Here is a 24591-nt window from a genome sequence, read left to right on the forward strand (position 1 = left end):
GAAGGATAATTGTTTACGCAAGTTCCATTTCATAACAAAGTTCTTCCTGCTGTGTATCTTCAAACCATTTCATTCCGGCCGCAGTCATGCCGATTTTCCTGAGCACTTTTCCGGATGCAGGGTTGGCCGGATCCACAGCCGCGATTATTTTCCGGACGTTCGGGCCATTTTTCCTTAAAGCGGCCACGCATGCAGCGGCAGCTTCAGCTGCATATCCCTTTCCCCAGCAAAGCTGATTAAAATGATAGAGGAGCTCGGCTTCGTGTTCATTTTCTGCCGGATTAAACCCGCAAACCCCGATGATGGAGGAGTTTTCTTTTAGCAAAACAGTATAAACAGAGTAGCCTTTTTCATTCTGCAGCCGCCGGTAAAATTTGATGGAGCGCTGGATTTGGCTTTTTGTGCTGGCGCCGCCGCAGTATTTCATTACCTCCGGGCTGCCCCAAATCTCATAAACTGCATCCAGGTCATCGGCCTGCATGGTCCGGAGCAGGAGCCGATCCGTTTCAAAAGGAATGGTCATTCTATTCACCTCGTGCGGTTTTCTCTTCTATGAAAATATTATAAGATAGAGTAAGGAAAAACGTTAGGAGTTTTTGTCATGCATGTACTCTATAAATCTTTGATTTTGGGAATGGCCGCCAGCATCCAGGGGATCGCGATGACCTTTTTCTTGTTTCCGCATTTTATCCCGTCCGGCGGTGCGGCAAGTCTGGCGGTTTTATTCAATTATCTATTGGACACGCCCTATTCGGTGACATTGTGGGTTTTGAATGCGGGCCTGCTGCTGGCAGCGGCCAAATGGCTCGGGAAAAGCAGTGTGATTTGGACGCTGTTTTGTGTTTCGGTTACTTCGGTTACGATTGATTCTCTGACACCATACATAACGGAACCGCTGAATCCGGTTCTCCTGGATCTTTTGCTTGGAGCGGTAGTCTTTGGAGCAGGAGTCGGCATTTTATTCCGGATGGGCGCTTCGTCAGGAGGCATGGATATCCTCGCGTTAATCATTTCCAAAGCAAGGGGAAGTGCGCCGGGACGGACGTTATTTTACATAAATGGCAGTCTGCTTTTGCTTACAGGGGTTGTCGTGGACTGGAAGGTTATTGTTTATGCGGTGATCTGCCAGATGATTGGGACGCGGATGATTGATCTTATTTACAAGGTTGATATAAAAATCCTTGCGGAGAAATATAAAATTCATTACTAAAAGAAAGGGCCGTGCAGGCCTTTTCTTTTTAATGGAAAAAAAATAATTTACTACTATTCCAGGTTAATAACAGGAAAGCGGGGATACAATGATTCAGCTGCAAGAAGATAAGGAGAATAGCAAGAAGAATAATGAAGAAGAGGATAATGGCTGGGATGTAGGCGAGAATACGTATGAAGCAGGGGAGCAGCTGGCGGATGAGGGCTGTCTTGGCTGTGCCGGCGGATGCTTTTTTCAGGCTTTATTTCTTGTGATGACACCACTATATTTTTTTCTGACATAGAAAGGACAGGGGAACCTGTCCTCTACCAGATCTATCGGCCAAGATGTTATGGATATTGGACGGATTTTCATTTTATCGGCCACTCCGCTCCACATTAGCTTTTCAAAGATGTCATGGTGAAAATAATTTAATATAATACTCTCCACAAATAAAAAGTAGCATACGCTTCCCAATTCTTCCATGCAGCCGAATAATTCAAGATTTCCGATTTGGCCGGTTTTCTTTCAGAGCCTGTGATCCCTTTGATTGCGTTATGAAGGCCGACATCATCGATTGGAAAAGCATTCGGGAAGCGCAGGCACCGCATGAGGACATAATGGGCGGTCCATGGGCCGATCCCGCGTATTCTCGTTAGCTTTTTTTCTGCAGCTTTTACATTTCCCTCTTTCAGCAAGTCCTCTTTTGAAAGCTTGCCATTTGCAATTAAGCTTGCCACATCAATGAGATATTCGCATTTTTTAACGGTCATTTTTAAGTCGGCCAGATCTTCGATGGTTAACCCGGCAATCGTTTTCGCTGCGGGAAAGAGCCAGTATCTGCTCCCGCCGTATTCCAGGCACTCCCCATATTTTTCAACGAGCCGCCGTTTTAGTGTATATGCGTATGTAAGGTTGATCTGCTGCCCCAGGATTCCCCACGCAAGAGCCTCGAATAAGTCGGGAATTCCCATCACTCTGAGCCCGAAAAATTGCTCCGCGGGCTTTTGCAGCAAGGGATCTGTTTGTGCCATCTCATAAAATGGGTTCAGATTTGCTCCAAGGTCGAACCAATCATGAACATATGCCGCAATTTCTGCTTTCAATTGATGCGTGACAGGCTTATGAATACTGACGGATAGGAACTGATCTGACTCACCACTTATTTCAAGCAGCAGCTTATCCTTCCCAAAGGAAAGGGCACGTCTAATGGTCTCGCCGGAAATCTCATAAAGGCATTCGTTTGCCGATCTTGATAAGTATCGCAGGTTTTCGGAAAAGCTGAATTCATGCGGAGTGAAAAGGACCAGGCCATTTTCATCCTCTTTCCAATTAACAGTATGAGAGCTCATTTGGATTCCTCCTTTTCTTTATTGTAAATCCTCAGGATTACGTTATCTTGCGTTTATATTTAGGAAATCGCTGATGATGAACATTTTTTGTGTATACTTTTTAGCAGAGGTGAGCGCAGGTGGCTTATGAACAGATTCCGGAAGAATATTGGAACGCGATAAAGGATTGCGACAAATCCTATGATGATCTTTTTCTTTATGGTGTTAAAACGACAGGGATATTCTGCAGGCCATCGTGCCGGTCGAGAGTTCCGAATATCGGCAATGTCGCTATTTTTCAAAATGCCGCTCAAGCACTGGCGGAAAATTTCAGACCGTGCAAGCGCTGCAAACCGGAAGGGCTCAGCCTGCCTGCAGAAGAATGGATTAAGCAAATAATTGTGTGGATCGATCAGCATTATTGCGCCCCGATTACATTGCATCAATTGGGGGACCTGTTTCATGGTAGTCCATATCATCTGCAGAGGGTGTTCAAACGGGTCACCGGGAAGTCGCCCACAGAGTATATTCAGGATATCCGGCTTGAAAAAGCCGTTCATATGCTGGAGGCAGGTGAGCAATCGATAGCCGATGTCGGTGCATCAGCAGGATTCCCCAGCACCCCTTATTTTATCTCTTTATTTAAAAAGAAGCTGGGCACAACACCTGCAGCATATCGAAACAAAACAAGGGAGGAGCGGAAGAATGAACATTGAATGGGCGAACATGCAGGAAGGTGAGTGGAGCCTGTATCTCGCTAGAACAGAAAAAGGTCTCTGCTATATAGGCTCTGACCCGGAGTTTAAGGATTTTGAAAGGTCACTGAAAAAATATATTCCAGCTGCAGTGCTTGTAGAAAATAAAGCAGCACTGCAGCCATACATGATGGAATTACAGGAATTTCTTCTCGGGAAAAGACAAATTTTTTCAATGGACCTGGATGTGAAAGGCACTCCGTTTCAAGAGGAAGTCTGGGAGGCATTAACTCAGATTCCTTACGGTAAAACTGTCTCCTATTCGGACATCGCAGAGAAAATAAACAGGCCGCAGGCAGTCCGGGCAGCAGGGAAAGCAATCGGTGCCAATCCGCTGTTAATCGCGGTCCCATGCCATCGTGTCATTGGTAAAAATGGTGCGATAACCGGCTATCGCGGGGGCATAGAAATGAAGCATCATTTACTTGAATTGGAGGAACAAGGCTGAAGAGATGGTCCTCTTCGGCTATTTTTAATTTGCTTTAACCAGCTTGGGCGTTTAATTGGATTCTGCAATGACAGTAAAGGGAACTTTTTCCTCCAGTAACCGTAGAAAAAGGTAAGTGAACGCAGCGTACGCGTAAAGGCAGAGGAGGAGAAAAAGATGTATGTAATTGATCCCATGTTCTGGCCAAAGCTTTTACTTTTAATAACGATTGTTGGAGTATTAATCTATTCTTTCGAATTGGGTTTAAGAAAATGGCTGAAAGTGGAGAAGAAGAAATTTTTTTCTTATAACCATATCAATGATAAACATAAAAAGGTGGATTGGACCATTCGGATTGGTTTTTTAGTTACCCTCTTGACCGGATATGTTATTAACATGAAGCGGTACCCGATGGAATTTATATGGTATTTGGAGCCAGCGGTTCTGCTGATTGTTTTTATTGTTCTTTCCGAAACGGCCCGAGCTTTTATGGAGTGGAAATATGCAGAAAATCGCAAGGCTTATCTTGTAACGATTTTCCACCTGGCCTTTGTTTTATTTTTGTTATTCATTGTTATTAAGACTGACTTTTTCTGGATGCTGTAGAGCTGCTAAACAGGCGTCAGCAAATTTTTGAAAAAGAATAGGAAATAATAGAAAATGAATAAGACCTAATCTATTGCTTTTGGTTAACTTTATTTAGGAGTGGAATGATGAGAGATATTTCGATATTGATTGCGGACGATGAGGAGGAGATTGCTGATCTGATTGCCATTCATTTAGAAAAAGAAGGGTACCATGTTATTAAAGCATCGGATGGACAAGAGGCCGTACGTATTGTTGAGACTCAGTCGATTGATTTGCTGGTTTTGGATATTATGATGCCGAAGATGGATGGATATGAAGTAACCCGCCGCATTCGCGAACAGCATAATATGCCGATCATATTTTTGAGTGCGAAAACATCTGATTTTGATAAAGTGCAGGGCCTGGTGATTGGAGCAGATGATTATATGACGAAACCATTCATCCCCATAGAATTGGTTGCTCGTGTAAATGCCCAGCTCCGGCGTTTTATGAAGCTGAATCAGCCCAAAGCAGATATTAAAACCAGCCTGGAATATGGCGGATTAGTGATTACTCCTGATCAGCGTACAGTCACTCTTTATGGAAAAACCATCGACCTGACACCGAAAGAATTTGATATTCTGTATTTACTGGCGAGCCATCCAAAGAAGGTGTTTAATGTGGAAAATATCTTTCAGCAGGTGTGGGGCGAAGCCTATTTTGAAGGCGGAAATACCGTTATGGTCCATATACGGACGCTTCGAAAAAAGCTTGAGGAAGACAAACGAAAAGACAAATGGATCAAGACTGTATGGGGAGTAGGGTATACCTTCAATGGGTAAAATAATGCGCAGTTTTCGATCAAAAATGGTGCTGTTATTCGGTTTGAGTATGCTCCTCTCAGGGCTCGTAACTTATCTAATCTTCAAAGGACTGCAATACTATTATCACACGATGGTGCAGTATGAGGATCCTATGGCTCAGTTCCGCATCTTTTTGGGGAGATTCGGGGATTTTAATCTTTTTTTCATCTTATTCATTTTACTATCTTTCCTTTTTTTCTTTTTCCTTACGAAGCCCTATTCTGCTTATTTTAATGAGATTTCCAGCGGCATTCGTTATCTTGCTCGGGGTGATTTTCAACACAAGGTGCATATCCAGTCAAATGATGAATTCAGGGATATTGCGCTGGACATTAATTTGGCAAGTGAAAAATTGCAGGAAGCAATTCAGCGGGGGGACTTTTCGGAAAGCAGCAAGGATCAATTGGTTGTTAATTTAGCTCATGATTTGCGGACCCCTCTTACATCCGTTTTAGGATATTTGGATTTGATCCTTAAGGATGAAAGCCTGACAAAAGAACAAGTCAGACATTTCTTAACCATTGCCTTTACTAAATCTCAACGATTAGAAAGGCTGATTGATGAATTATTCGAGATTACCAGGATGAACTATGGAATGCTGCCTCTAGAAAAAAAGAGAATCAATTTAACAGATCTGCTTAATCAATTAAAGGAAGAATTGTACCCTGTATTCGAAAAAAATCATTTGATTGCACGGATGAATAGTGAGCCCCACTTGCCGATTTTTGGTGATGGAGATTTGATCGCACGCGTTTTTGAAAATCTTATGACGAATGCAATCCGCTATGGGTATGAAGGACAGTATGTTGATATTAACGGGTATATAGAGGCGGAGGAAGTAGTCGTCCAAATTGTGAATTATGGAGATAGCATTCCTTCGAATGAACTGCCTTATCTATTTGATATGTTCTATACCGGTGACAAAGCGCGAACTCATCAAGAAGATAGCACAGGTCTTGGATTGTTCATTGCGAAAAATATTGTGGAACAGCATGATGGATCGATTGCGGCTGAGAGCAGCGTCATTCAGACCGTTTTTGAAGTCCGTTTACCAAAAGACAATGAACTGGATACGAAAGAACTAGTAACTTCCATTACATGATTTAAGAAAAATTTAATCTTTTCCCTACTCTTTATTTTAATAGTTTTTCCTATTCTTTTAATCAAATAAGATTTAGGAGGAAACTGAAAATGAAGAAGTGGGGATTTTTATTGCTGCTAGTTTTGTGCTTGGGATTATCTTATATAAATATGGATTCTCTTTTTGAGCCAAAAATAGAGATACAACAATATAATCAATATGAACCTGATCAGGAAGAAGATGAGAGGACTGAAAGTAACAGCTCAAAAAAAGAGATAACAGAAGATCAAATCTATTTGGGAAATCTGCTTTTGGTCAACAGCAGCTATCCGGTACAGCCGGAAAGTGTTAAATCGGATATCATCAATCTGTCTGCTCACGGTGAATTGACACAGGGTTACGGATTGCTGGGCAGTGAAATTTATTTATCAGAGGATATAGCACACAGATTTTCAGAGATGATGGCTGCTGCAGAAGAAGAAGAAGTTCGCAATTTCTCTATTACGAGTGGATTTCGGGACTTTGACGAGCAGAATGCACTTTATCAGGAAATGGGTTCTGACTATGCCTTGCCAGCCGGCTATAGCGAACATAATCTGGGTCTATCGCTTGACGTAGGCTCCACTCAAATGAGAATGGCTGAAGCACCCGAAGGAAAGTGGATCGAACAAAACGCCTGGAAATACGGGTTTATTTTACGCTATCCAAAGGATAAAACGGATGTAACAGGAATTCAATATGAACCTTGGCATATTCGCTATGTTGGTTTTCCGCATAGTGCAATTATGAAGGAAAAGAATTTTGCTTTAGAAGAATATTTGGATTACCTAAAGAAAGAAACACACATTTCCATGAGTATGAATGGCGAAAAATACAATATTGCCTATTATCCAATTTCTCAAAGCAAGACGATTAACGTACCGGCTCATAGTCATGTTGAAATTTCAGGAAACAATATGGATGGAGTCATAGTGACCGTGAAAGAATGAAAATTAATGTCTGATTCGGAGCAGTTGCCGACAGGGGTGCGAGAGGCAAGAATGTGGAAATAACCTTTTTTTCGCTGGAAATCCCAGGCTAAAATAAACATCTTAATGGGAGTTATTTTTATCATTTAGCTTCATCTTTCACCTTTATTTCATTAGAATGATAATATACTCAAAGCATGATGAGGGGGGAGTAAAATGCAAAGCATCACCTGCGAAAAAAGATCCTATTCCAGAGAGTTTCATTCGCACCAGCATGAGTTTGGCCAGTTTCTTTTCCCCTTGCAGGGCTCCCTGGATATCAAGACGAAGTGGCAGGATATCAAGCTTGACCCCGACTATTGTTTTTATCTTCCGCCAGGGTCTGATCATAACTATCGGTCGATGGACCGGAATGAGTTTTTGATCCTGGATACCCCGACGGCCTATTTGCCGGAGGAGTCCAGCAGTATGTACATTCAGCTGGATCAGCAATGGTCTTCGATCCGTTATTTGCTGCTGGAAGAGGCGGGGAATCAGGGGAATGCATCCTCCCTGGCTGATTTGACCAGGTTTGTGGCCGGCAAACTGCAAATCGCCAAGCCTCCGTCGATTGATTATATTCATAAGCATTATAAGGAGTCGATCCGATTGGAGGGTCTAGCGAAAATCGAACATTATCATCCTGCCTATTATTCCGCATGGTTTAAGAAGAAAACCGGGAAAAGCCCAAAAGGCTATATATCTGATCTGCGCTTGAAAGAGGCGAAGCATTTATTAATGTCAACCTCCTGGTCTATGTCGGTGATCAGCGGGGAATTAGGCTTCGAAAATTCTTCCTCCTTTACACGGTGGTTTACCCGCTGTGAAGGAATAGCACCACAAAAATACAGAATCCTTAAGAATGGATAAAAGGGATATTAAACTTGGTAAAGAAAATTCTCAGGGAATTTTCTAAGATAAGTTTAATGATTCCTTTTATCTTTTTTTATTGAGGTGATAACATGAACGGGAAAACGGCTCCATTTTTCATATTGCTTGCCGGAGTGCTCTGGGGGACTACGGGTACCACGCAGGCATTTGCGCCGGAAAGCGCACACCCGATTGCCATTGGGGCTGCCCGTCTGGCGGCAGGCGGTTTATTTTTATTATGCATGGTTTTTCTGGCGGGGAAACTGGACCTGAAAAATTGGCCTATTAAGAACACCTTGATGGCATCACTTTGTATGGCCCTGTACCAGCCATTGTTCTTTTCAGCGGTCACTCTTACAGGGGTAGCCATTGGGACTGTGACAGCGATCGGGAGTGCACCGGTCTTATCGGGTCTTCTTGAATGGCTCTATTTGAAAAAACGCCCCTCTGCCATTTGGTGGTGTTCTACCTTTCTGTCCATTTTGGGCTGTGTCCTGCTATTCATGAACAAAAACTCGGTTCATATGGACCCGGCTGGCCTATTACTGGCATTGGGGGCTGGTTTAACATTTGCAGGCTATACGCTTGTCAGCAGGGACCTGGTTGAAAACTATTCATCCTTGTCAGTAGTGGCCGTTGTTTTCACCTTAAGTGCCATCTTTCTTTCGCCATTCTTATTTATTTTTGACATGTCCTGGCTTGGGAGTGTTCGGGGTTTGACTGTCAGCCTGCACCTGGGGATTCTGGCTACGGGAATTGCCTATTTTCTTTTTTCAAAAGGGCTTGTCCATGTTTCCTCTTCAACGGCTGTCACACTTGCGCTGGCGGAGCCTTTAACTGCAGCATTATTAGGAGTTTTCCTATTGGGAGAATCGTTAACCGCAGTTTCCTGGCTAGGGATATTCCTCATAATGATGGGGATAGGGGTATTAATCGGTTCATCTCAAAATTCGGGCCGCAAAATAAGAGCAGCAGAGTCTTAATGGAAACCATTCATCGTATAAAAACTCCAAAAGAACACATACTATTATTTAGTCAAAATGGAGGTGTTCTTATGCCTGAAAAATCTAAAATCAGTTCATCCGAACTGGGTGCATTATGGATGACGTATCAAAAAAAAACGATGATTCTTCGTATATTAGAATATTTTATTGAGAAATCGAAAAACCCAAAAGCGAAAAATTTGATGTCAGGATTGAGGGAAAAACTTCATCCTAAAGTTGTTGAAATAAAAAAACTGCTGCAAAATGAGGGGGCGGCTGTCCCTAACGGCTTTACGGATCAGGACGTTAATTTAAATGCTCCTATATTGTTTGAGAACGGATTTGATATAATGTTTTGCCGGATCTTAAAGGAAATTAGCATGGGCATGTATGTCCTCCATTTAACCATGGCTTATCGAAAGGATATTATTAAGCTTTATAGGGACATGACCGATTTAACTCAGGAATATTATGGTAAATTTACCCAATTTCTTTTGGATGAAGGGCTGCTTCCAAGTCCCACCTTTATAAACTTCCCTCAATCAGCTGATTTTGTAACCAGTAATCACTATTTAAAAGGAACTAATATTCTTGGTCAGAAGCGCCCCATTAATACGGTGGAATTTGGGCTGCTGTATCACGGGATTGAAACAAACATCACCGGCATGCAGCTGATGGCTGGATTTGCTCAATGTGCAGAAGGAGAAGAAGTTAGAAAATATTTTTTAAAAGGGAAAGAGCTTTCGAAAGAAATTATTAAAGAGTTTGGGGAAAAGCTCCTTCAAAACGATATCCAGCCGCCTGCCACTTCAGGGGGAACAGTGACAAATTCAACAGAGGCTCCATTTTCGGATAAGCTAATGATATTTTGCACCTATCTTTTATGCGGGTTTAGTATTGGCGGACAGGGATTTGGCATCGGCTTCAGCCTTCGCAATGATCTAAATATGAATTTTGGTAAATTTGGAATTGAGGTTTTTGAGTATATACGTGAAGGTGTAAAGATCATGATTTCCAATGGGTGGCTTGAGGAAGCACCGCGGATGGATGTATAAAAATATAATGAAAGCCTAATTTCTTCCTGATGTGCCGGAGAGAGTTAGGCTTTTTTTATGCTTATTTCTCCATAGTATTTTTTGTTCTACAAAAAAGATTGCATTGTGAATTAATATTCTTTATTATTTTTTGTAGAACAAAAAATAATCCGGAGGGTTTATGAAAGAACAAACCTTTACATCATTCGAACAATATGAAGAGTATCTTAGAAATAAGATGATTTATAAAGCAAAAAGGAAAGGTCTGGAAGGTGAGGGTCTTGCAGAATATCTGAAAAAACATGAGAATGATGCAGCGCGTATTTGGAAGGAAAACGATCTTCAGAAATGGCTGGAAAAAGACGGGTATGTGACCATAGCCGTCTGGAGGGACGAAACAGGGCAGCGGAAAATTGGAAGGGGCCGGCCCAAGAAGCCTGAAGGCCAAAAGCTTAAGCATTCCATCCATGTCCGGCTGGATGAAGAAATGTTCAAAAAGCTGAATCATTTCTGCCAGGAAAAAAAGGTGGATGTTTCAGAAGCCATACGGATTCTTATCCATAACCTTTGAGCTTAAAGTCCAAAAATCATAAGAAAAGGCAGGACAATCAATGAATGATTCTTTAGGAAATATAAGAAATGCCCCGGGTGCACCTTCAAAGTCAAGGCGATTATGGATGGCGATCGTACTTGGTACTTTAGCTGCGTTTGCCCCGTTATCCATCGACATGTATTTGCCGGCTCTGCCTGATATAGCTAATGATTTGCATACCAAGCCGTCCCTGGTCCAGCTTAGTTTAACCTTTTTCCTGCTCGGTCTATCCCTAGGCCAGCTGCTTGCAGGGCCGCTCAGTGATGTGCGCGGACGCCGGAAGCCGCTTCTTATAGGGCTATTGATTTATTTTGCTGTTTCTCTCTTGTGCGCCTTTAGCCAGTCCATCTGGGGCTTGATTGGGCTGAGGTTTATTCAGGGTCTGGCCGGGGCAGCAGGAATTGTCATCTCCCGTGCGATTGTCCGGGATCTTTACTCAGGCACTGAGCTGACTAAATTTTTCTCTCTGCTGGCTTTAGTGAATGGTGTGGCCCCCATCCTTGCTCCTATACTTGGCGGCCAGTTATTGCGGATTGCTCCCTGGCAGGGAGTGTTTATCGTTTTGAGTGTAATCGGCTTGGTGATGTTTCTTGTCGTACTATTCGGTCTGCCAGAGACGCTGTCTGAAGATTCCCGTTCACAGGGCGGTATAAAAAACACATTAACCACCTTTCAGCAGCTCTTATCTGATCGAAGTTTCATAGGGTATGCATTGTCTCAAGGACTGGTGTTTGCTGCCATGTTTGCGTATATATCCGGCTCACCTTTCGTCCTTCAGAACATGTATGGGGCCTCCCCGCAGATGTTCAGCCTGATATTTGCCATCAACGGTCTAGGAATCATCATTTCCAGTCAAATCACGGGAAGGCTGGCGGGGCGGATCAGCGAAAGGAAGCTTTTTACGGCTGGCATATGCATCTCTTTCATTGGAGCTATTGCTCTATTAATCATGCTTCTTTTAGATGCAGGCTTGTACGCTATTTTGCCGCCGTTATTCTTTGTGGTTGCAAGTATTGGGGTGGTGAGTACTTCAGGCTTCTCGCTTGCCATGCAAAATCAGGGCAAGTCGGCAGGGAGTGCCTCCGCATTACTGGGAGTACTATCCTTAATCTTTGGAGGAGGTGTGGCTCCCCTTGTTGGCTTAGGAGACAGACCGGCGATATCGATGGGGATTGTCATAGCATGTGCAAGTACCGGGGCTGTACTGTCCTATATGTTCCTGGCAGCCCGGCCCAGTGGGAAATCCATTGATAATGAGAAAGCTGCCATGTAAATAACCTATTAATCTAGTAAAATGAGTTATAAATGAAAGGGGAAATTAACAGTGGATATACAGAAAATAATCACGACTCGCCGCAACATAAAAAAGTTCAAATCTGATAAAGTGGAGCATAGTTTAATCACCTCCTGGCTAGAGGCTGCGAGCATGGCACCCAACCATAAAATGACGGAGCCATGGGAGATATTATTTGTTGGTCCGGAAACAAGGGCAAAGCTGAATCACAAAACCGATTTTTGCCAGGCGCCAGTCGTGCTGGCCATCCTGTCCAGGCATGGAGCAACCGACCTGGAACGAACTGAGAATATGGCTGCAGTATCCTGCTTTATTCAGAACTTCATGCTGATGGCGTGGGAATCAGGAGTGGGGACATTCTGGTCTTCCCTGGGGGTTTCAGCTGCAGCAAGAACTGCTTTAAATGTCCCGGATGATTATGATGTAGTTGGTATTTTAGGAGTAGGCTTTCCTGAGGAGGTACCTGAAGCGAAGGAGCGTACACCGATTGAAAGGAAAATAAGGCATTTATCATAAGTATTTTTATAGGGCGCCTATCCAATGGATGGTGCTCTTTTTTGTTTTTGTTAGAATATGGTATGATTTTGAAGTAATAGATTTATATCTTCCCAGAGGGGTTCATATGATGATCTTTCAGGCTATTATAATCATTTTAATATGGGCGATTCCGATTTTCCTTTTTATAAAAACTTATAAAAAAATGGAAAAAGAAGAACAGCAGGATGCTAGAGACGAGTTGAAAAACCCTTCATTTCTCCTGATTTTTGTAGGCGGCTGCATTGGTTTTCAAGTCTTTATTACCGGCAGCATTTCAGAAATCAAAATCATTCAGCATATAGGTGCAGGCTTAGTGTTCATCGGCTTTGTTTCAGGATGTATGGCTGCTTTCAGACAGAGGAAGGTTATAAAGGGCCTGGCCTTAATGATTGTTGGGATAATTGGCACAATTGTTTATAGTATCTAGGCAGAGGTGATGAGTATGACAAGAATGACGAGAGAGATTTCTTATATATTGCTAATTCTACCCATGTTACTAACAGCTTGTACTCAAACCCCTGACTTCGAGCCGTATGATGGAAGGGCATTAAGGATTGCGGTAGTTGGAGAACCGCCAGAAGCAAATGAAGAACAAGTGAAGTTTCATGAAATTTCTTTTGATGAACTTACAAATGAGGAATTGAGCTCTTATGATGCAGTTATAATGACGGAAGAAAATCTTCCTAAAGCAGCTGAAGCCAAATATGCAGATACATATTCAGATTCATCCATTCCATTCTTTTTTATATCAGCCAGCAGTTATATCCCGTTTACTGTTAAAGACCCAGAATATAATGATTCATGGAAATGGGAAGCCGGTAAAAGCTATGCTGTGGGAGTTCTTAAATCCAAAGAAAATGATTCATTTCATAGTTGGGGGTATGGGTTGTATAATGACGAAATGACTGATGAATCTATTCATGATGTGTATTCGAGAATTTTTAAGACCATTGATGAGTTTAATCACTAATGGAAAAAAGATCATTTCAAATATACTGCTTGTGGAATAATAGAGACTGCCCTAGCCTAAGACTTAAAAAAATTGTGCCAGAATGAATGACGTGACCATTATTCCAGTAAAGAGGGATATTTATGTATAGAATCATGATGATAGAAGACGATCTTAAAATAAGACGGATTGTCGCTGATACGCTAAAAAAATGGCAATATGATGTGGTGGAGGTAACCCAATTTGACCAGGTGCTGACGGAATTTGAGCAGACAAGTCCACACCTCATTTTATTAGATATCAATCTTCCCGTTTTTGATGGATACTACTGGTGCCAGCAAATACGCTCTGTTTCAAAAGTGCCGATCATTTTCCTTTCCTCCAGAAATCAAAATATGGATATAATAATGGCCATTAATATGGGCGGGGATGATTTTATCCAGAAGCCCTTTGATTTGGATATCCTTCTCGCGAAGATCAGTGCGCTCATCCGCCGGAAGTATACATATCAGGAAGATGAGAATATCCGTTTTATCCATCGCGGCCTGAAATTAAATGTGACCAATTCAACGATTGAATTTAATGGACAAAGCAATGAGCTAAGCCGGAATGAATTCATCCTTTTGCAATTGATGATGCGGAATATCGGGAAAATTGTCTCGAGGGATGACTTAATGCAGGCACTATGGAATGAGGAACAGTTTGTCGATGATAATACACTTACCGTGAATGTGAATCGGATGCGCAGGAAAATTGCAGCAATTGGACTAGAGGACTTCATTGTCACTCGGAAAGGGTTAGGGTATTTAATTGAATGAACTTCCTTAGTTTTCTATCCTATGAAAAACCTTATATAGTCCTCTATCTGATCAGTTTCCTGATTTCAGCAGCGATCTTTTTTACTGATATCAATGGCAGCCTGGCATGGGGGACATTCCTTTATGCCTTCGCCTTATCTTCGATTGTATTAATCGGGTTTTTATTATATCGGTACCAGCAAAACCTGCGCGTGATTAGGCAATTGGAAAGGGCGGATTATGACAGCCTGTCTCTGGAAGGAGAGTTCGCTAAAACCCACATCGATGAGCTGAAGCGTGAACATATCCGTGAAATGAATCGGATTCAGGACAGGCAGAAGGAACATTACGATTTTATCGTCTCCTGGTTCCATGAAATAAAAACACCGATTGCTGTTCTTCGCCTGCTGCAGCAAACCGATATGGACGCAGGCAGTTTAAGAGAAGAAATCACAAAAATTGAGAATTATGTTGATCAAGCACTCTATTACGCTAAACTAGACAGCTTTAATCAGGATTACGATATCCAGAAATGTGATATTATCAAGATTCTTAAGGATATTGTAAAGTCTCACTCCAAAACCTTTATTTCAAAAAATATCCGCATCCACATTCAGGCAGATATGCTGGAGGTTCAAAGTGATCCTAAATGGCTCCAGTTCATCGTCAATCAGCTTCTGACAAACAGTTTGAAATATACAGAACCTGGCGGAGAGATCACCATTTCCATATCGGAAACCCCACAAGAAAAACAGCTCTTGATTCGGGATAATGGGATTGGCATCAGCCAGAAAGATCTTCCGAGGGTATTTAATCGCGGTTTTACCGGAGAAACGGGGCGATTGTATTCGAAGTCGACCGGAATGGGATTATATTTAGCCCAGCAGTTAAGCAACAAGTTAGGGCATTACATTAGCTGTACGTCGAATGTGAGAGAGTACACCCAATTTATCGTTCACTTCCCGCTCGATAGCGATCCGTTTTTGATAATGCAAAAAACACACGATGAGTAATGTAACTCATCGTGTGTTTTTTTCGCTGACAATTTTGTAGTAAATAGATACGGATGAAATGTAAAAGATTAGATACGTTAACACATATAGTCCCATGACTGAAAAAATAATCGCCGTTAAAGAAGGCAAATCTTTTATCACCAGGATGACTGTGTAATATAAAAGGAACCAGCTGTGCAGCAACCCCAGCAGGAGCGGCGGCAAAAATACGAACAGCAATTGTTTTCGGATAATCTTTTTCATTTCTTTGTCATCCACACCGATTTTTCGTAAAATGGCGTAGTGCTCCCGCTCTTCTGTAGCTTCTCGCAGCTGTTTAAAGTAAATGACACTCCCTAATGCAAACAATGCAATAACGGCAAAAAAGGCAACGGAGAACAAGATTAAAGAAGAAGACTCCGTATCAAGGGAATACATATCAATATAGGCCGAATAATAGGCTCCTTCTGTTTTCATAACGAGGTCGTATATTTCCCGTGATACATCATTGGATGTTTTAGGATCTTCGATTTGATAAATTTCAAATGAAGAAAGGGTGTGATGTTCTCTTAAGTTCTCAAAAGCTTCGTTTGAAATAATGAGTACAGAAGGCTGGGGCTGGGTATTTCCGCCTGGGCTCGTTGGGATGCTTAACAGCGGGTATCGTATTTTTTCGACTACACGAAATGTATTGTCTTCCAATACGGTCATTTCAGGCTGAGAACTTTTATATTTTTCCGGTTCATCAATTCCTCTTGTTAATACAATTGCCTCTTCACCTTCTAAATCTGCTTTTTCACCAGCTTTGCGTAAATCAACAATTGCATTTAATTGGGACTCCGGAAAAAGGTAAAACTCTTCGGTGTAATATTCGGGATGGCTAAAAAATGCGTTTCTATTCTGGATTTTTTCTGTTTGAATCCCTGTAATGGTTTCATGATCAATGATTGGATGTGAGTCATTCATCAGCTGTTCAATTTGTCTTTGAGTTGCATCATCCTGGGTCGAAAAGGCAATATGATTTGGAAATTCTTTTTTCACAACCTCGCCTTTCACAGCGTAATCTACAGCAATAAATCCGACTGTAAAGATGACAATCGCACTAATCAGTGAATTGAATGTAAAATTGACTGTATTTCCTCGAATAGAAAAACGGAGAGAGGAGATCCATAACATCTTACTGCCAATAAAATAGTTTTTCCTTTGACTCAGCTTTTGTAACATCCAACCGGAAAACTGGCGGAAAAATTAATACGTCCCGGCAATCAGAGCCACTGTTACAGCTGCTAATGTTTCTTTAAAATGATCTTTCCAGATGTCCGTATCTCCTATGGTAATCATATAGTAAGACCCGGCAATCAATATAATGGACAATAACGCCAGGCAAAAAGAAAATGTAAACGGTTTATCCCTTTTTTCCTTTGCATGAAACAATTCCACTAACTGGACACGCCGGACGTTAAAATAACTTTGAATTGTAATAATGATGATTAATAAGGCGAATAACAGAACTGTTGATACAATGGCTTCCAGTGGAAAAGCAAAAGAAATGTCCTCATTGTAGCGCATTAAGTTCATTAATACCGCACCGAAAAATTTCGATAGCAAGCCACCGATTAATATACCGCTGAAGACCGAAATGGCGCTCAAGAATAATGTTTCAAAGAAGACCATTGCAGCAACTTGTCTTTCCTTCATTCCGTAAAGTAAATACATGCCGAATTCTTTTTTTCGCTGCTTCATGAAAAAGGAGTTCGCGTACAAAATAAAGAAGACAATAAACAAAAAGACAATTACCGAAGCAAGGGAAATGACCATTTTGTAGTTTTCTTTATTTTGAATGGCTGCGACTACATCTTTGTTAAACATTAGACCAGAAAAAGTAAAGTAAATGACAACCCCGACAAACATGGAAATGAAATAAATGGTATACAGCCGGAAGTTCCGCTTCATGTTCCTCCATGATAAATCTACTAAGTTCATCGCCAGTCACTTCCTATAGCACTTTGGATCGTCAGGATGCGGTCAAAGAATTCCTTTTCCGTCTGCTCGCCTTTAAACATCTCATTGACGATTTTTCCGTCACGGAGAAAAACTACGCGCTGACAGTAGCTGGCTGCATACGGATCATGCGTAATCATCAGAACGGTTGTCTTGAAGGTTTCATTGAGCAATTGAATTTGTTCCAGCAGCTGAGTAGCAGATCGGGAATCGAGTGCACCCGTTGGTTCATCAGCAAATACAATTGCGGGGCTGGTAATAATCGCCCGCGCGGCAGCCGTGCGCTGTTTCTGTCCGCCGGAAATTTCAGAAGGATATTGATGTAAAATTGATTCAATATTTAAGGCATCAATCAATTTCGCTAATCGCTTTTCCATTTCTGCAACAGGTGTTTTTTGCAGCGAGAGCGGGAGGAGGATATTCTCCTTCACCGTTAAGGTATCCAGTAAGTTATAGTCTTGAAAAATAAATCCCATTCTTTTTTGGCGGAACTCCCGCAGGGCTTTCTTTTTCATATCTAAAAGGGAATTTCCCTCAATCCAAACATTCCCCCCGCTAAAGGCATCAATGGTTGATAGGGTATTCATTAACGTCGTTTTTCCAGAGCCGGAGGGACCCATAATGGCAGTGAATTCCCCTCGTTCAACAGTCAAATCAATATTTTTTAAGACCTGTGTTTTTCCATAAGATTTCGATAAGTTTTTGGTTTGTATCATTTTAGTCATGGTTTCGACCTCCTTCACTACCATACTATATCGGCTATTTTTCCCGCGAACCATCGATGTAACAGGATCTAAAGTGACAATTTTGTCATGTTGGGGGAAGAATCGGCATAAACGTGTCCAATATAAAATATGGCTCTTTGCTTACATAATGGTATTTTTCGCCTATCAATGTTGTCCGTTGATTTCCTCTCCAGGCTGCCCGCTTTCCGCGGGGTCTCACTTGTCCCCGCTACTCCCGCAGGACATTGTATAAGCTTCCTCGGAAAAACACCGCACGAGGAAAATGCGATAGCATTTCGAGGATCTCGCACCTTTCGCTACAATCAACTCAGCATAAAATATACAAAATGTAAAATACCTTGAGAAACAGCCTAAAATGAAGAAAAACAAGCGGTTCACATTAGTGAGAAACTGCTTGTTTTTGCATTGATCTTTATATGCATTTTTTTGAGATACTGTTTCTCTGCGTAACTTTGACTGTGTACCGATCCTTGTTTATAGTGGCCTTTTTTCTTTCCTCATAAAACGAAAATGCCAGCGCATATAAAGGCAGGCACCAATATAATAGAGGGCTGACCACCATACATGCCAGCCCTTATAAACTACGTAGCCAAAGTAACTGGAGAGGACTTCGTAACATACAGAAAAACCGACCCAAAACAAAAGGTAAAGCAAAAATTTCTTCCTAGGTTTAGGCATGAAGTTTACATATAGGATTCCAAATGTTGCTGGCAAGGTGATTTCAATAAACAAATCAAATGGCTGGGGGCCTGAATCCATTAAGTCGTATAGGTCTAACACATGGCCAAAAATTAAATCTGCAAGAAGCACATTTACAGTGACAGCCAGCCAGGTTGTGTAAAGCTCCTGCCGGGTTAATTTTAACGGAATAATGAACAGCAATATGGAGTTGATAGCAAGTGTTGTAATTGTATAGATATAGACCATACAGATTCTCCGGGTTTTTATATATTTATGTCTTATCTATCTTGCCCTCTTTTAGAATTTTATCTGCTTATTTGGCGGTAAAGTGAGTTTCTATTAAAAGTATATCTTTTACGATAATGAGTCCTATTTACATTTGGACTGGAACCTAAAGATAAGTTGATCCAATATCTGACTGTTTTTTATAGTCTCAGGATGCTCTAATCCTTTTTTTATTCCAGTTTCAATAAGTGTTTTTCTAAAAAGTTGAATCTTTTTTCTAAGTTCACTGCAAAAATGACACATTGATTTACTCCTTTAAATAATAAAAGTCCAGGAACTATTATTGCAAACAAAGGAAAAACATTGAATCATTTCGACAAAACTAGTCTCTAACTGACAAAAAAATTATGAATAAAAGGTCAGAGAGTGATTTAGAAGGATTAAATTCCCAATAAATGCAAATAATATCTAAAAAACTTTCCGGAGTGGAAAATGATCTTACAAATTACCTCAGTTGTTCTGTTTAATTTTATTATATATAAGACCATTAAGGGGATATCAGCCAATAAAATTGTCCATATTTGGATTTTTACTATTGCATTCCAATTATTATTTGATATTTTTATCGATTTGAAATACAAAGGATACTGGTACTTTACACAAGAGATAGATTGGGTAGCATTTCCTGCTTACACAATCTTAGTCCCGCCAGTAAATTTGATGTTTATCAATTGGTATCCTTTTACGGGTTCTTTCATGAAAAAGATACGTTACTTTATTATTTGGGAAATCTTTTTCCTGAGCTATGAAGCTGTTGCCATGCTGCCTCATCCATTTGGTTTCTTTCATTATGGATGGTGGAGTATATGGCATTCTGCCATTGTTAATCCGATTTTATTAACCATACTAATAGGGTATTACAAATGGATTAGTGCATTAGAAAAGAAAGCTTGTGTCTAAAAAGGGCTGCTGAGGCAGCTCTTTTTTTCCTATTCTCCTTATGGCATAATTTTCTAAGACAAAGGAGTGAGAGGATGCAGAAAGTATTCATTATTGAGGATGATCCGAAAATCGCGGAGCACCTGCAGTCACACTTAGTGAAATATGGCTATGAAGCTGCGGCTGCGAAACAGTTCGATAATGTGATGGGGGAATTTCATAAGCATAAACCGGATCTTGTGCTCCTGGATATTAATCTCCCGAGCTTTGACGGCTATTACTGGTGCAGGCAAATCCGGAAGGAGTCGATTTGTCCGGTTATCTTCATTTCCGCACGGGTAGGGGAGATGGACCAGGTGATGGCTCTTGAGAATGGCGGCGATGACTTCATCACCAAGCCGTTCCATCCGGAAATTGTGATGGCGAAAATCCGCAGCCAGCTTCGGCGGGCTTACGGGGAATATGCCACGCAGGCCCAGGAACGAGTTCTCGAGGCAGAGGGATTGAAGCTGTTTCCGGAAAGGCTGGAATTGTGTTTCCGTGATAAAACCGTTCCGCTGTCCAAAAAAGAAGCTGATATTATTGAGAATTTACTGGAGCGGTACCCGCGTGTGGCCGGTCGTGAAGACTTGCTGGAAAAGCTGTGGGATGAACAGGTCTATGTGGATGAAAATACGCTGAATGTGAATATGGCGAGGGTAAGAAAAAAATTTGAGGCAATCGGGCTTTCAGGAGCGGTCGAAACAGTGAGAGGCGCAGGCTACCGTTTGATCGTAACCTGGTGAAAGGCTGGAGAAACATGAAATTATTCCTTAAAGAGCATGCGTTACTAATCGCTGTACAGGTCGTTCAATTTTTTATAATTCTGGCCATTTACTGGCTGGATGGCTATCGTCATCTATTGCCAGCCCTCTATGGCATCTTTCTCGGGTTATTCTTTCTCACGGCCTATCTGACATACCACTATTTTAGCCGCCGCAAGTTTTATAAGAGGCTGACGGAGGAACTTGCTTCCCTTGACGATTCCTTTCAAACAACAGAGAACTCACCGATTTCACAGGCGCTGGATCATCTGCTGAAGGAACAGTACAGACATTACCAGACGAGAATTAAAGAGCTGGAATCCAGGCAGGAGGAGCATCTTAAGTTTATGGATCAATGGGTCCACCAGATGAAAACCCCGCTTTCTGTCATTGAACTGATTGCGCAAAACTTGGATGAACCTGATTCCTCCAGTATTCGAGAAGAGACGGACCGGATGAAAACGGGCTTGAACACCATCCTCTATATGGCGAGACTCCGGACGATCGAACAGGATTTTCATATCAAACCTGTACACTTATCCCAAATCATTCATGAAGTGAATGGAGAAAACAAACGGCTTTATATCCGGAACGGGGTGTATCCAAATCTCCTGCAGGAGAAGCAGGACATGATCGTGGAGACAGATGAGAAATGGCTTTTCTTTATGCTTTCTCAGCTGATCAATAATGCGGTCAAGTATTCCAGAGGGAAGAGCAATCGAATTGATATTTCCATTTTTGAAAAAAACGGAGAAGCTGTTTTAGAAGTGAAGGACTTTGGCGCCGGGATTCCGGAAGCAGACAAGCGCCGTGTGTTTGAACCTTTTTATACGGGTGAAAATGGAAGGAAATTCAGAGAATCCACAGGTATGGGGCTGTACTTGACGAAGGAGGCAGCCGATCATCTTGGCCATCGCATTGAGCTGGAATCCAAGATGGGGGAAGGGTCTCTTTTCCGGCTGATCTTTGGAAAAACACAGAACCTTACAGCCTTGTAAGGTAAGTGAAAGAGAAATCGATTTTTTGAAATAGGTATAGAAGATATACTGATCACAAGTCAACTGAATGTGAAAGGAGAACTTGTGATGCTAAAAGTGAAGCAAGTAAGCAAGATTTATGAAGGAAAGATCGCCTATCGTGCGTTAACAGATATTAACTTAACCATTGATGAAGGTGAGTTCGTCGGAATCATGGGTCCTTCGGGAAGCGGAAAAACGACACTGCTGAACATGATTGCCACCATTGATGAACCGACAACAGGGGAAATCCTGATCAATGAAAGAAATCCCCATGTCTTAAAAAAAGAGGCATTGGCCCAATTCCGCCGCCGTGAATTAGGATTTGTCTTCCAGGACTTCAACCTTCTTCATACCTTGACGGTTGAAGAAAATATAGTCCTGCCGCTAACATTGGACGGGAAAAAAGTGAAGGAAATGAAAGACAAGGCATACGAAATCGCTGAAAAACTGGGAATTACAGGCATTATGAAAAAGCGGACGTATGAAATATCAGGCGGACAGGCGCAAAGAGCCGCTGTGGCTAGAGCGATGATTCATACGCCGAAGCTGCTGCTGGCGGATGAACCTACAGGGAATTTGGATTCCAAGTCTTCCAAAGATGTAATGGAAATGCTTGAGTCGATTAATAAGACTGAGAAGACAACCATGATGCTCGTCACACATGATGCGCAGGCCGCGAGCTATTGCAACAGGGTCATTTTTATCCGCGACGGAAAATTCTATTCGGAGATTCACCGCGGTGATAACCGCCAGGCCTTTTTCCAGAAGATCATCGATACACTTTCTTTGCTTGGAGGGGATGCACATGACCTTTCGTCAGTTCGCGTTTAATAACGTCATACGGAACAAACGCTTATATGCAGCCTACTTCCTCAGCAGTTTATTTACAGTCATGGTCTTCTTTACCTTCTCGATTTTTGCGAATCATCCAGCATTAAGCGGGGATGGCATGAACTCAACTGTAACGAAGGGAATGAATGCAGCAGCAGGCATTATCTATGTGTTTTCGTTCTTTTTTGTTTTATATTCTATGAGTTCTTTTCTGCAGTCCCGGAAAAAAGAGTTTGGGTTATTAATGATGCAGGGCATGTCCATGAAACAGATTCGTCTCATGGTGTTTTTGGAAAATATGCTGATTGGCTTTCTGGCAACCCTAAGCGGAATCCTCCTCGGTGTTGTATTTGCAAAGGCGATTTTGCTGCTGGCTGAAAATGTGCTGATTATTGAGCGGGCACTGTCTTTTTATTTTCCAGTGAAGGCCATCCTGATCACCTTCATTTCTTTTATTATTTTATTTTTCTTTATCTCCTTATTTGTGACGTATGTACTGCGCAGCAAAAAGCTGATTGAATTAATAAAGGGAAATAAAATGTCAAAGGGTGAGCCAAAAGCAAATCTTTTCTTAACGATGCTGGCTGTCCTATTATTAGGTGCGGGGTATGCTGTTGCACTAATCGCAAAAGGGTTAGTCGTTGTAGCGGCAATGGTGCCGGTGATCATCGTTGTCTGCATTGGCACCTACCTGTTATTTACGCAATTAAGTGTTTATATTATTAGAAGATTAAAGAAGAATGAACGTGTTTTTTGGTTTAAGACCAATATGCTGCTGTTTTCAGATCTGGCCTTTCGCATGAAGGATAATGCGCGAACCTTCTTCATGGTTGCGATGGTTTCAACAGTTGCGTTCAGTGCAATTGGTTCTTTATTCGGTTTTCAAACCGTGCTGACCTCAAACATAAAAAATGTCAATTCCACAACGTTTTCCTATAAAACTTCTGAAGAAAATGAAGTGAAGAATGTTGAGTTTATCAATCAAACGTTAAAGGATGAAAAGATTGAAGCGGATTCGGAGCATACTATTTTACGCTACTTTGAAGTTGGCGGGGATTCCATTCTGATTGCGGGTCAATCCGATTTTAACCGCTTTGCCGCGCTCATTGACGAAGATCCGATTGACTTAAAAGACGGGCAAGTAATGACAGTTGAGTTTGAAGGGACCAACTTCGGGCAAACGAAGGAACTCCTGAATGAAACGATTACACTGAAGTCCGGCACTGTTTTAAAGCCAAAGGAAGTCATTCATTCGAAAGCACTGCCGGCAACAGATTCCTATTTTATCGTGTCAGATGAAGACTATCAAAAGCTTCCTGAACCAGAGTTTCAGGAAAGCTATTACGCCTGGCAGGCAACAGATGGAGAGGAAAGGGTAATGGCTGCCTCTGAAAAGCTGTACAAGGAACTGCCAAGATATGAAATTACATCAGTAGACTACGAAATATATGAGATTATGAAAGGCTACGGGCCCATTTTATTTGTCGGTCTGTTTATCGGGATTGTCTTTTTTGTATCAGCCGGCAGCTTCCTGTACTTCAGGCTCTACATGGACCTGGATGAAGATAAACAAAAATTCAGATCGATTTCCAAGATGGGGTTAACCGAGAAAGAGCTGAAAAAGGTTTTAAACAGACAGACCATGATTCTGTTTTTCGCACCGATCCTCGTCGCTCTTATCCATGGTGCTGTAGCCCTGACAGCGTTATCGAACCTGTTCTACTTTAACCTGTTTAAGGAATCAGTTGCTGTTCTGAGTGTTTTCCTGGCCATCCAGGTTGTTTACTTCTTTATAGTGCGCTTTTTCTATACGAAGCAGATAAAGGCATCGATTTAAATTTAATTAGAATTGTGGGGGCCAGATGAATCTGGCCCTTTTTTAATGACAGGGGAGAGGGGAATAGAATAAACCTGGTGCTGATTCGGACAGGAGAAGAGAAAACCCGGTCAGTGTAGTTCGAACCTGATGTAACTTCGGACAAGAAAAGGAGAAATCCGGTCAGAGCAGTCCGAACCTAGAGCAACTTCGGACAGGAGGAGAGGAAACCCGTTCAGAGCAGTCCGAACCTGATGCAACT

At 41.8% G+C, this 24591-nt stretch carries 30 protein-coding genes; 23 read left to right on the top strand and 7 right to left on the bottom strand.

Annotated features, from left to right (window positions below; translation table 11 throughout):
• Window positions 1-13: 13 nt before the first annotated feature.
• Window positions 14-523, bottom strand: coding sequence for a GNAT family N-acetyltransferase (locus AC0VZ9_RS04445; RefSeq protein ID WP_019379416.1), 510 nt, complete (start codon window positions 521-523; stop codon window positions 14-16).
• Window positions 524-601: 78 nt separating this feature from the next.
• Here AC0VZ9_RS04445 and AC0VZ9_RS04450 point away from each other — a divergent pair, with 78 nt between their 5' ends.
• A complete protein-coding gene (locus AC0VZ9_RS04450) occupies window positions 602-1210 on the top strand; it encodes a YitT family protein (protein ID WP_009335169.1) in 609 nt (202 codons plus the stop codon).
• Window positions 1211-1298: 88 nt separating this feature from the next.
• On the top strand, window positions 1299-1493 hold the full coding sequence (locus AC0VZ9_RS04455; protein WP_071158045.1) for a hypothetical protein: 195 nt from the start codon (window positions 1299-1301) through the stop codon (window positions 1491-1493).
• A 127-nt stretch (window positions 1494-1620) separates the two neighbouring features.
• Here AC0VZ9_RS04455 and AC0VZ9_RS04460 read toward each other — a convergent pair whose 3' ends face one another.
• A complete protein-coding gene (locus AC0VZ9_RS04460) occupies window positions 1621-2541 on the bottom strand; it encodes a DNA-3-methyladenine glycosylase 2 (RefSeq protein ID WP_071158043.1) in 921 nt (306 codons plus the stop codon).
• A 119-nt stretch (window positions 2542-2660) separates the two neighbouring features.
• Between AC0VZ9_RS04460 and AC0VZ9_RS04465 the strand changes: the two genes are divergently transcribed.
• From AC0VZ9_RS04465 to AC0VZ9_RS04540, 16 genes are all read left to right on the top strand, one after another.
• The gene (locus AC0VZ9_RS04465; protein WP_251174052.1) at window positions 2661-3236 is read left to right on the top strand and encodes a bifunctional transcriptional activator/DNA repair enzyme AdaA; all 576 of its coding nucleotides are present in this window, start codon (window positions 2661-2663) and stop codon (window positions 3234-3236) included.
• Entirely contained in the window at window positions 3226-3723 is a 498-nt protein-coding gene (locus tag AC0VZ9_RS04470) for a methylated-DNA--[protein]-cysteine S-methyltransferase (protein ID WP_251263907.1), read from the top strand. Before AC0VZ9_RS04465 ends, AC0VZ9_RS04470 begins: the two co-directional genes overlap by 11 nt.
• A gap of 156 nt (window positions 3724-3879) precedes the next feature.
• Window positions 3880-4308: a DUF4181 domain-containing protein gene (locus tag AC0VZ9_RS04475; protein WP_251263906.1), complete on the top strand. Its 429-nt coding sequence runs from the start codon at window positions 3880-3882 to the stop codon at window positions 4306-4308.
• A 107-nt stretch (window positions 4309-4415) separates the two neighbouring features.
• Complete coding sequence (vanR, locus tag AC0VZ9_RS04480; protein WP_251263905.1) at window positions 4416-5111, top strand: vancomycin resistance response regulator transcription factor, VanR-F/VanR-M family; 696 nt, start codon at window positions 4416-4418, stop codon at window positions 5109-5111.
• The gene (locus AC0VZ9_RS04485; RefSeq protein WP_475397053.1) at window positions 5104-6234 is read left to right on the top strand and encodes a sensor histidine kinase; all 1131 of its coding nucleotides are present in this window, start codon (window positions 5104-5106) and stop codon (window positions 6232-6234) included. The genes vanR and AC0VZ9_RS04485 overlap by 8 nt, the downstream gene beginning before the upstream one ends.
• Before the next feature lie 89 nt (window positions 6235-6323).
• A complete protein-coding gene (vanY, locus tag AC0VZ9_RS04490; RefSeq protein ID WP_019379408.1) occupies window positions 6324-7202 on the top strand; it encodes a VanY-A/VanY-F/VanY-M family D-Ala-D-Ala carboxypeptidase in 879 nt (292 codons plus the stop codon).
• Window positions 7203-7397: 195 nt separating this feature from the next.
• Complete coding sequence (locus AC0VZ9_RS04495; RefSeq protein ID WP_475397054.1) at window positions 7398-8090, top strand: AraC family transcriptional regulator; 693 nt, start codon at window positions 7398-7400, stop codon at window positions 8088-8090.
• Between the two features lie 92 nt (window positions 8091-8182).
• Window positions 8183-9073: an EamA family transporter gene (locus tag AC0VZ9_RS04500; RefSeq protein WP_009335159.1), complete on the top strand. Its 891-nt coding sequence runs from the start codon at window positions 8183-8185 to the stop codon at window positions 9071-9073.
• Window positions 9074-9144: 71 nt separating this feature from the next.
• Window positions 9145-10128 carry a DUF3231 family protein gene (locus AC0VZ9_RS04505; protein WP_475397055.1) on the top strand — a complete coding sequence of 328 codons (984 nt, stop codon included), beginning with the start codon at window positions 9145-9147 and terminating at the stop codon, window positions 10126-10128.
• 160 nt (window positions 10129-10288) lie between these two features.
• Window positions 10289-10678: a hypothetical protein gene (locus AC0VZ9_RS04510; protein WP_009335157.1), complete on the top strand. Its 390-nt coding sequence runs from the start codon at window positions 10289-10291 to the stop codon at window positions 10676-10678.
• 40 nt (window positions 10679-10718) lie between these two features.
• Window positions 10719-11972, top strand: a complete 1254-nt coding sequence (locus tag AC0VZ9_RS04515; protein WP_019379407.1) for a multidrug effflux MFS transporter — start codon at window positions 10719-10721, stop codon at window positions 11970-11972.
• A gap of 51 nt (window positions 11973-12023) precedes the next feature.
• Window positions 12024-12509 (top strand): nitroreductase family protein, encoded by a 486-nt coding sequence (locus tag AC0VZ9_RS04520; protein ID WP_009335155.1) that lies wholly within the window; start codon window positions 12024-12026, stop codon window positions 12507-12509.
• 106 nt (window positions 12510-12615) lie between these two features.
• Window positions 12616-12957 (top strand): hypothetical protein, encoded by a 342-nt coding sequence (locus AC0VZ9_RS04525; RefSeq protein WP_019379405.1) that lies wholly within the window; start codon window positions 12616-12618, stop codon window positions 12955-12957.
• Between the two features lie 15 nt (window positions 12958-12972).
• On the top strand, window positions 12973-13500 hold the full coding sequence (locus AC0VZ9_RS04530; protein WP_475397056.1) for a hypothetical protein: 528 nt from the start codon (window positions 12973-12975) through the stop codon (window positions 13498-13500).
• A gap of 122 nt (window positions 13501-13622) precedes the next feature.
• Window positions 13623-14297: a response regulator transcription factor gene (locus tag AC0VZ9_RS04535; protein WP_009335152.1), complete on the top strand. Its 675-nt coding sequence runs from the start codon at window positions 13623-13625 to the stop codon at window positions 14295-14297.
• Window positions 14294-15289: a sensor histidine kinase gene (locus AC0VZ9_RS04540; RefSeq protein ID WP_009335151.1), complete on the top strand. Its 996-nt coding sequence runs from the start codon at window positions 14294-14296 to the stop codon at window positions 15287-15289. The genes AC0VZ9_RS04535 and AC0VZ9_RS04540 overlap by 4 nt, the downstream gene beginning before the upstream one ends.
• A gap of 6 nt (window positions 15290-15295) precedes the next feature.
• Here the strand turns inward: AC0VZ9_RS04540 and AC0VZ9_RS04545 are convergent, their stop codons facing one another.
• From AC0VZ9_RS04545 to AC0VZ9_RS04565, 5 genes are all read right to left on the bottom strand, one after another.
• Complete coding sequence (locus tag AC0VZ9_RS04545; protein WP_475397057.1) at window positions 15296-16492, bottom strand: FtsX-like permease family protein; 1197 nt, start codon at window positions 16490-16492, stop codon at window positions 15296-15298.
• Between the two features lie 24 nt (window positions 16493-16516).
• Window positions 16517-17251, bottom strand: a complete 735-nt coding sequence (locus AC0VZ9_RS04550; RefSeq protein WP_475397058.1) for an FtsX-like permease family protein — start codon at window positions 17249-17251, stop codon at window positions 16517-16519.
• The gene (locus tag AC0VZ9_RS04555) at window positions 17248-17994 is read right to left on the bottom strand and encodes an ABC transporter ATP-binding protein (RefSeq protein ID WP_019379402.1); all 747 of its coding nucleotides are present in this window, start codon (window positions 17992-17994) and stop codon (window positions 17248-17250) included. The genes AC0VZ9_RS04550 and AC0VZ9_RS04555 overlap by 4 nt, the downstream gene beginning before the upstream one ends.
• A 495-nt stretch (window positions 17995-18489) precedes the next feature.
• Window positions 18490-18942, bottom strand: a complete 453-nt coding sequence (locus AC0VZ9_RS04560; RefSeq protein ID WP_009335148.1) for a hypothetical protein — start codon at window positions 18940-18942, stop codon at window positions 18490-18492.
• A 123-nt stretch (window positions 18943-19065) separates the two neighbouring features.
• Window positions 19066-19224: an aspartyl-phosphate phosphatase Spo0E family protein gene (locus tag AC0VZ9_RS04565; protein WP_019379400.1), complete on the bottom strand. Its 159-nt coding sequence runs from the start codon at window positions 19222-19224 to the stop codon at window positions 19066-19068.
• 189 nt (window positions 19225-19413) lie between these two features.
• Here AC0VZ9_RS04565 and AC0VZ9_RS04570 point away from each other — a divergent pair, with 189 nt between their 5' ends.
• The 5 genes from AC0VZ9_RS04570 to AC0VZ9_RS04590 all read left to right on the top strand — a co-directional run bounded on the left by AC0VZ9_RS04570 (window position 19414) and on the right by AC0VZ9_RS04590 (window position 24350).
• Window positions 19414-19881, top strand: coding sequence for a hypothetical protein (locus AC0VZ9_RS04570; protein WP_009335147.1), 468 nt, complete (start codon window positions 19414-19416; stop codon window positions 19879-19881).
• A gap of 74 nt (window positions 19882-19955) precedes the next feature.
• Window positions 19956-20645 (top strand): response regulator transcription factor, encoded by a 690-nt coding sequence (locus AC0VZ9_RS04575; protein WP_009335146.1) that lies wholly within the window; start codon window positions 19956-19958, stop codon window positions 20643-20645.
• Between the two features lie 14 nt (window positions 20646-20659).
• Complete coding sequence (locus AC0VZ9_RS04580) at window positions 20660-21661, top strand: sensor histidine kinase (protein ID WP_009335145.1); 1002 nt, start codon at window positions 20660-20662, stop codon at window positions 21659-21661.
• Window positions 21662-21748: 87 nt separating this feature from the next.
• Window positions 21749-22513, top strand: coding sequence for an ABC transporter ATP-binding protein (locus AC0VZ9_RS04585; protein WP_009335144.1), 765 nt, complete (start codon window positions 21749-21751; stop codon window positions 22511-22513).
• Window positions 22488-24350 carry an FtsX-like permease family protein gene (locus AC0VZ9_RS04590; RefSeq protein WP_475397059.1) on the top strand — a complete coding sequence of 621 codons (1863 nt, stop codon included), beginning with the start codon at window positions 22488-22490 and terminating at the stop codon, window positions 24348-24350. Before AC0VZ9_RS04585 ends, AC0VZ9_RS04590 begins: the two co-directional genes overlap by 26 nt.
• Window positions 24351-24591: the final 241 nt, after the last annotated feature.

Source organism: Cytobacillus sp. QJM3NY_8 (genome assembly GCF_056173585.1).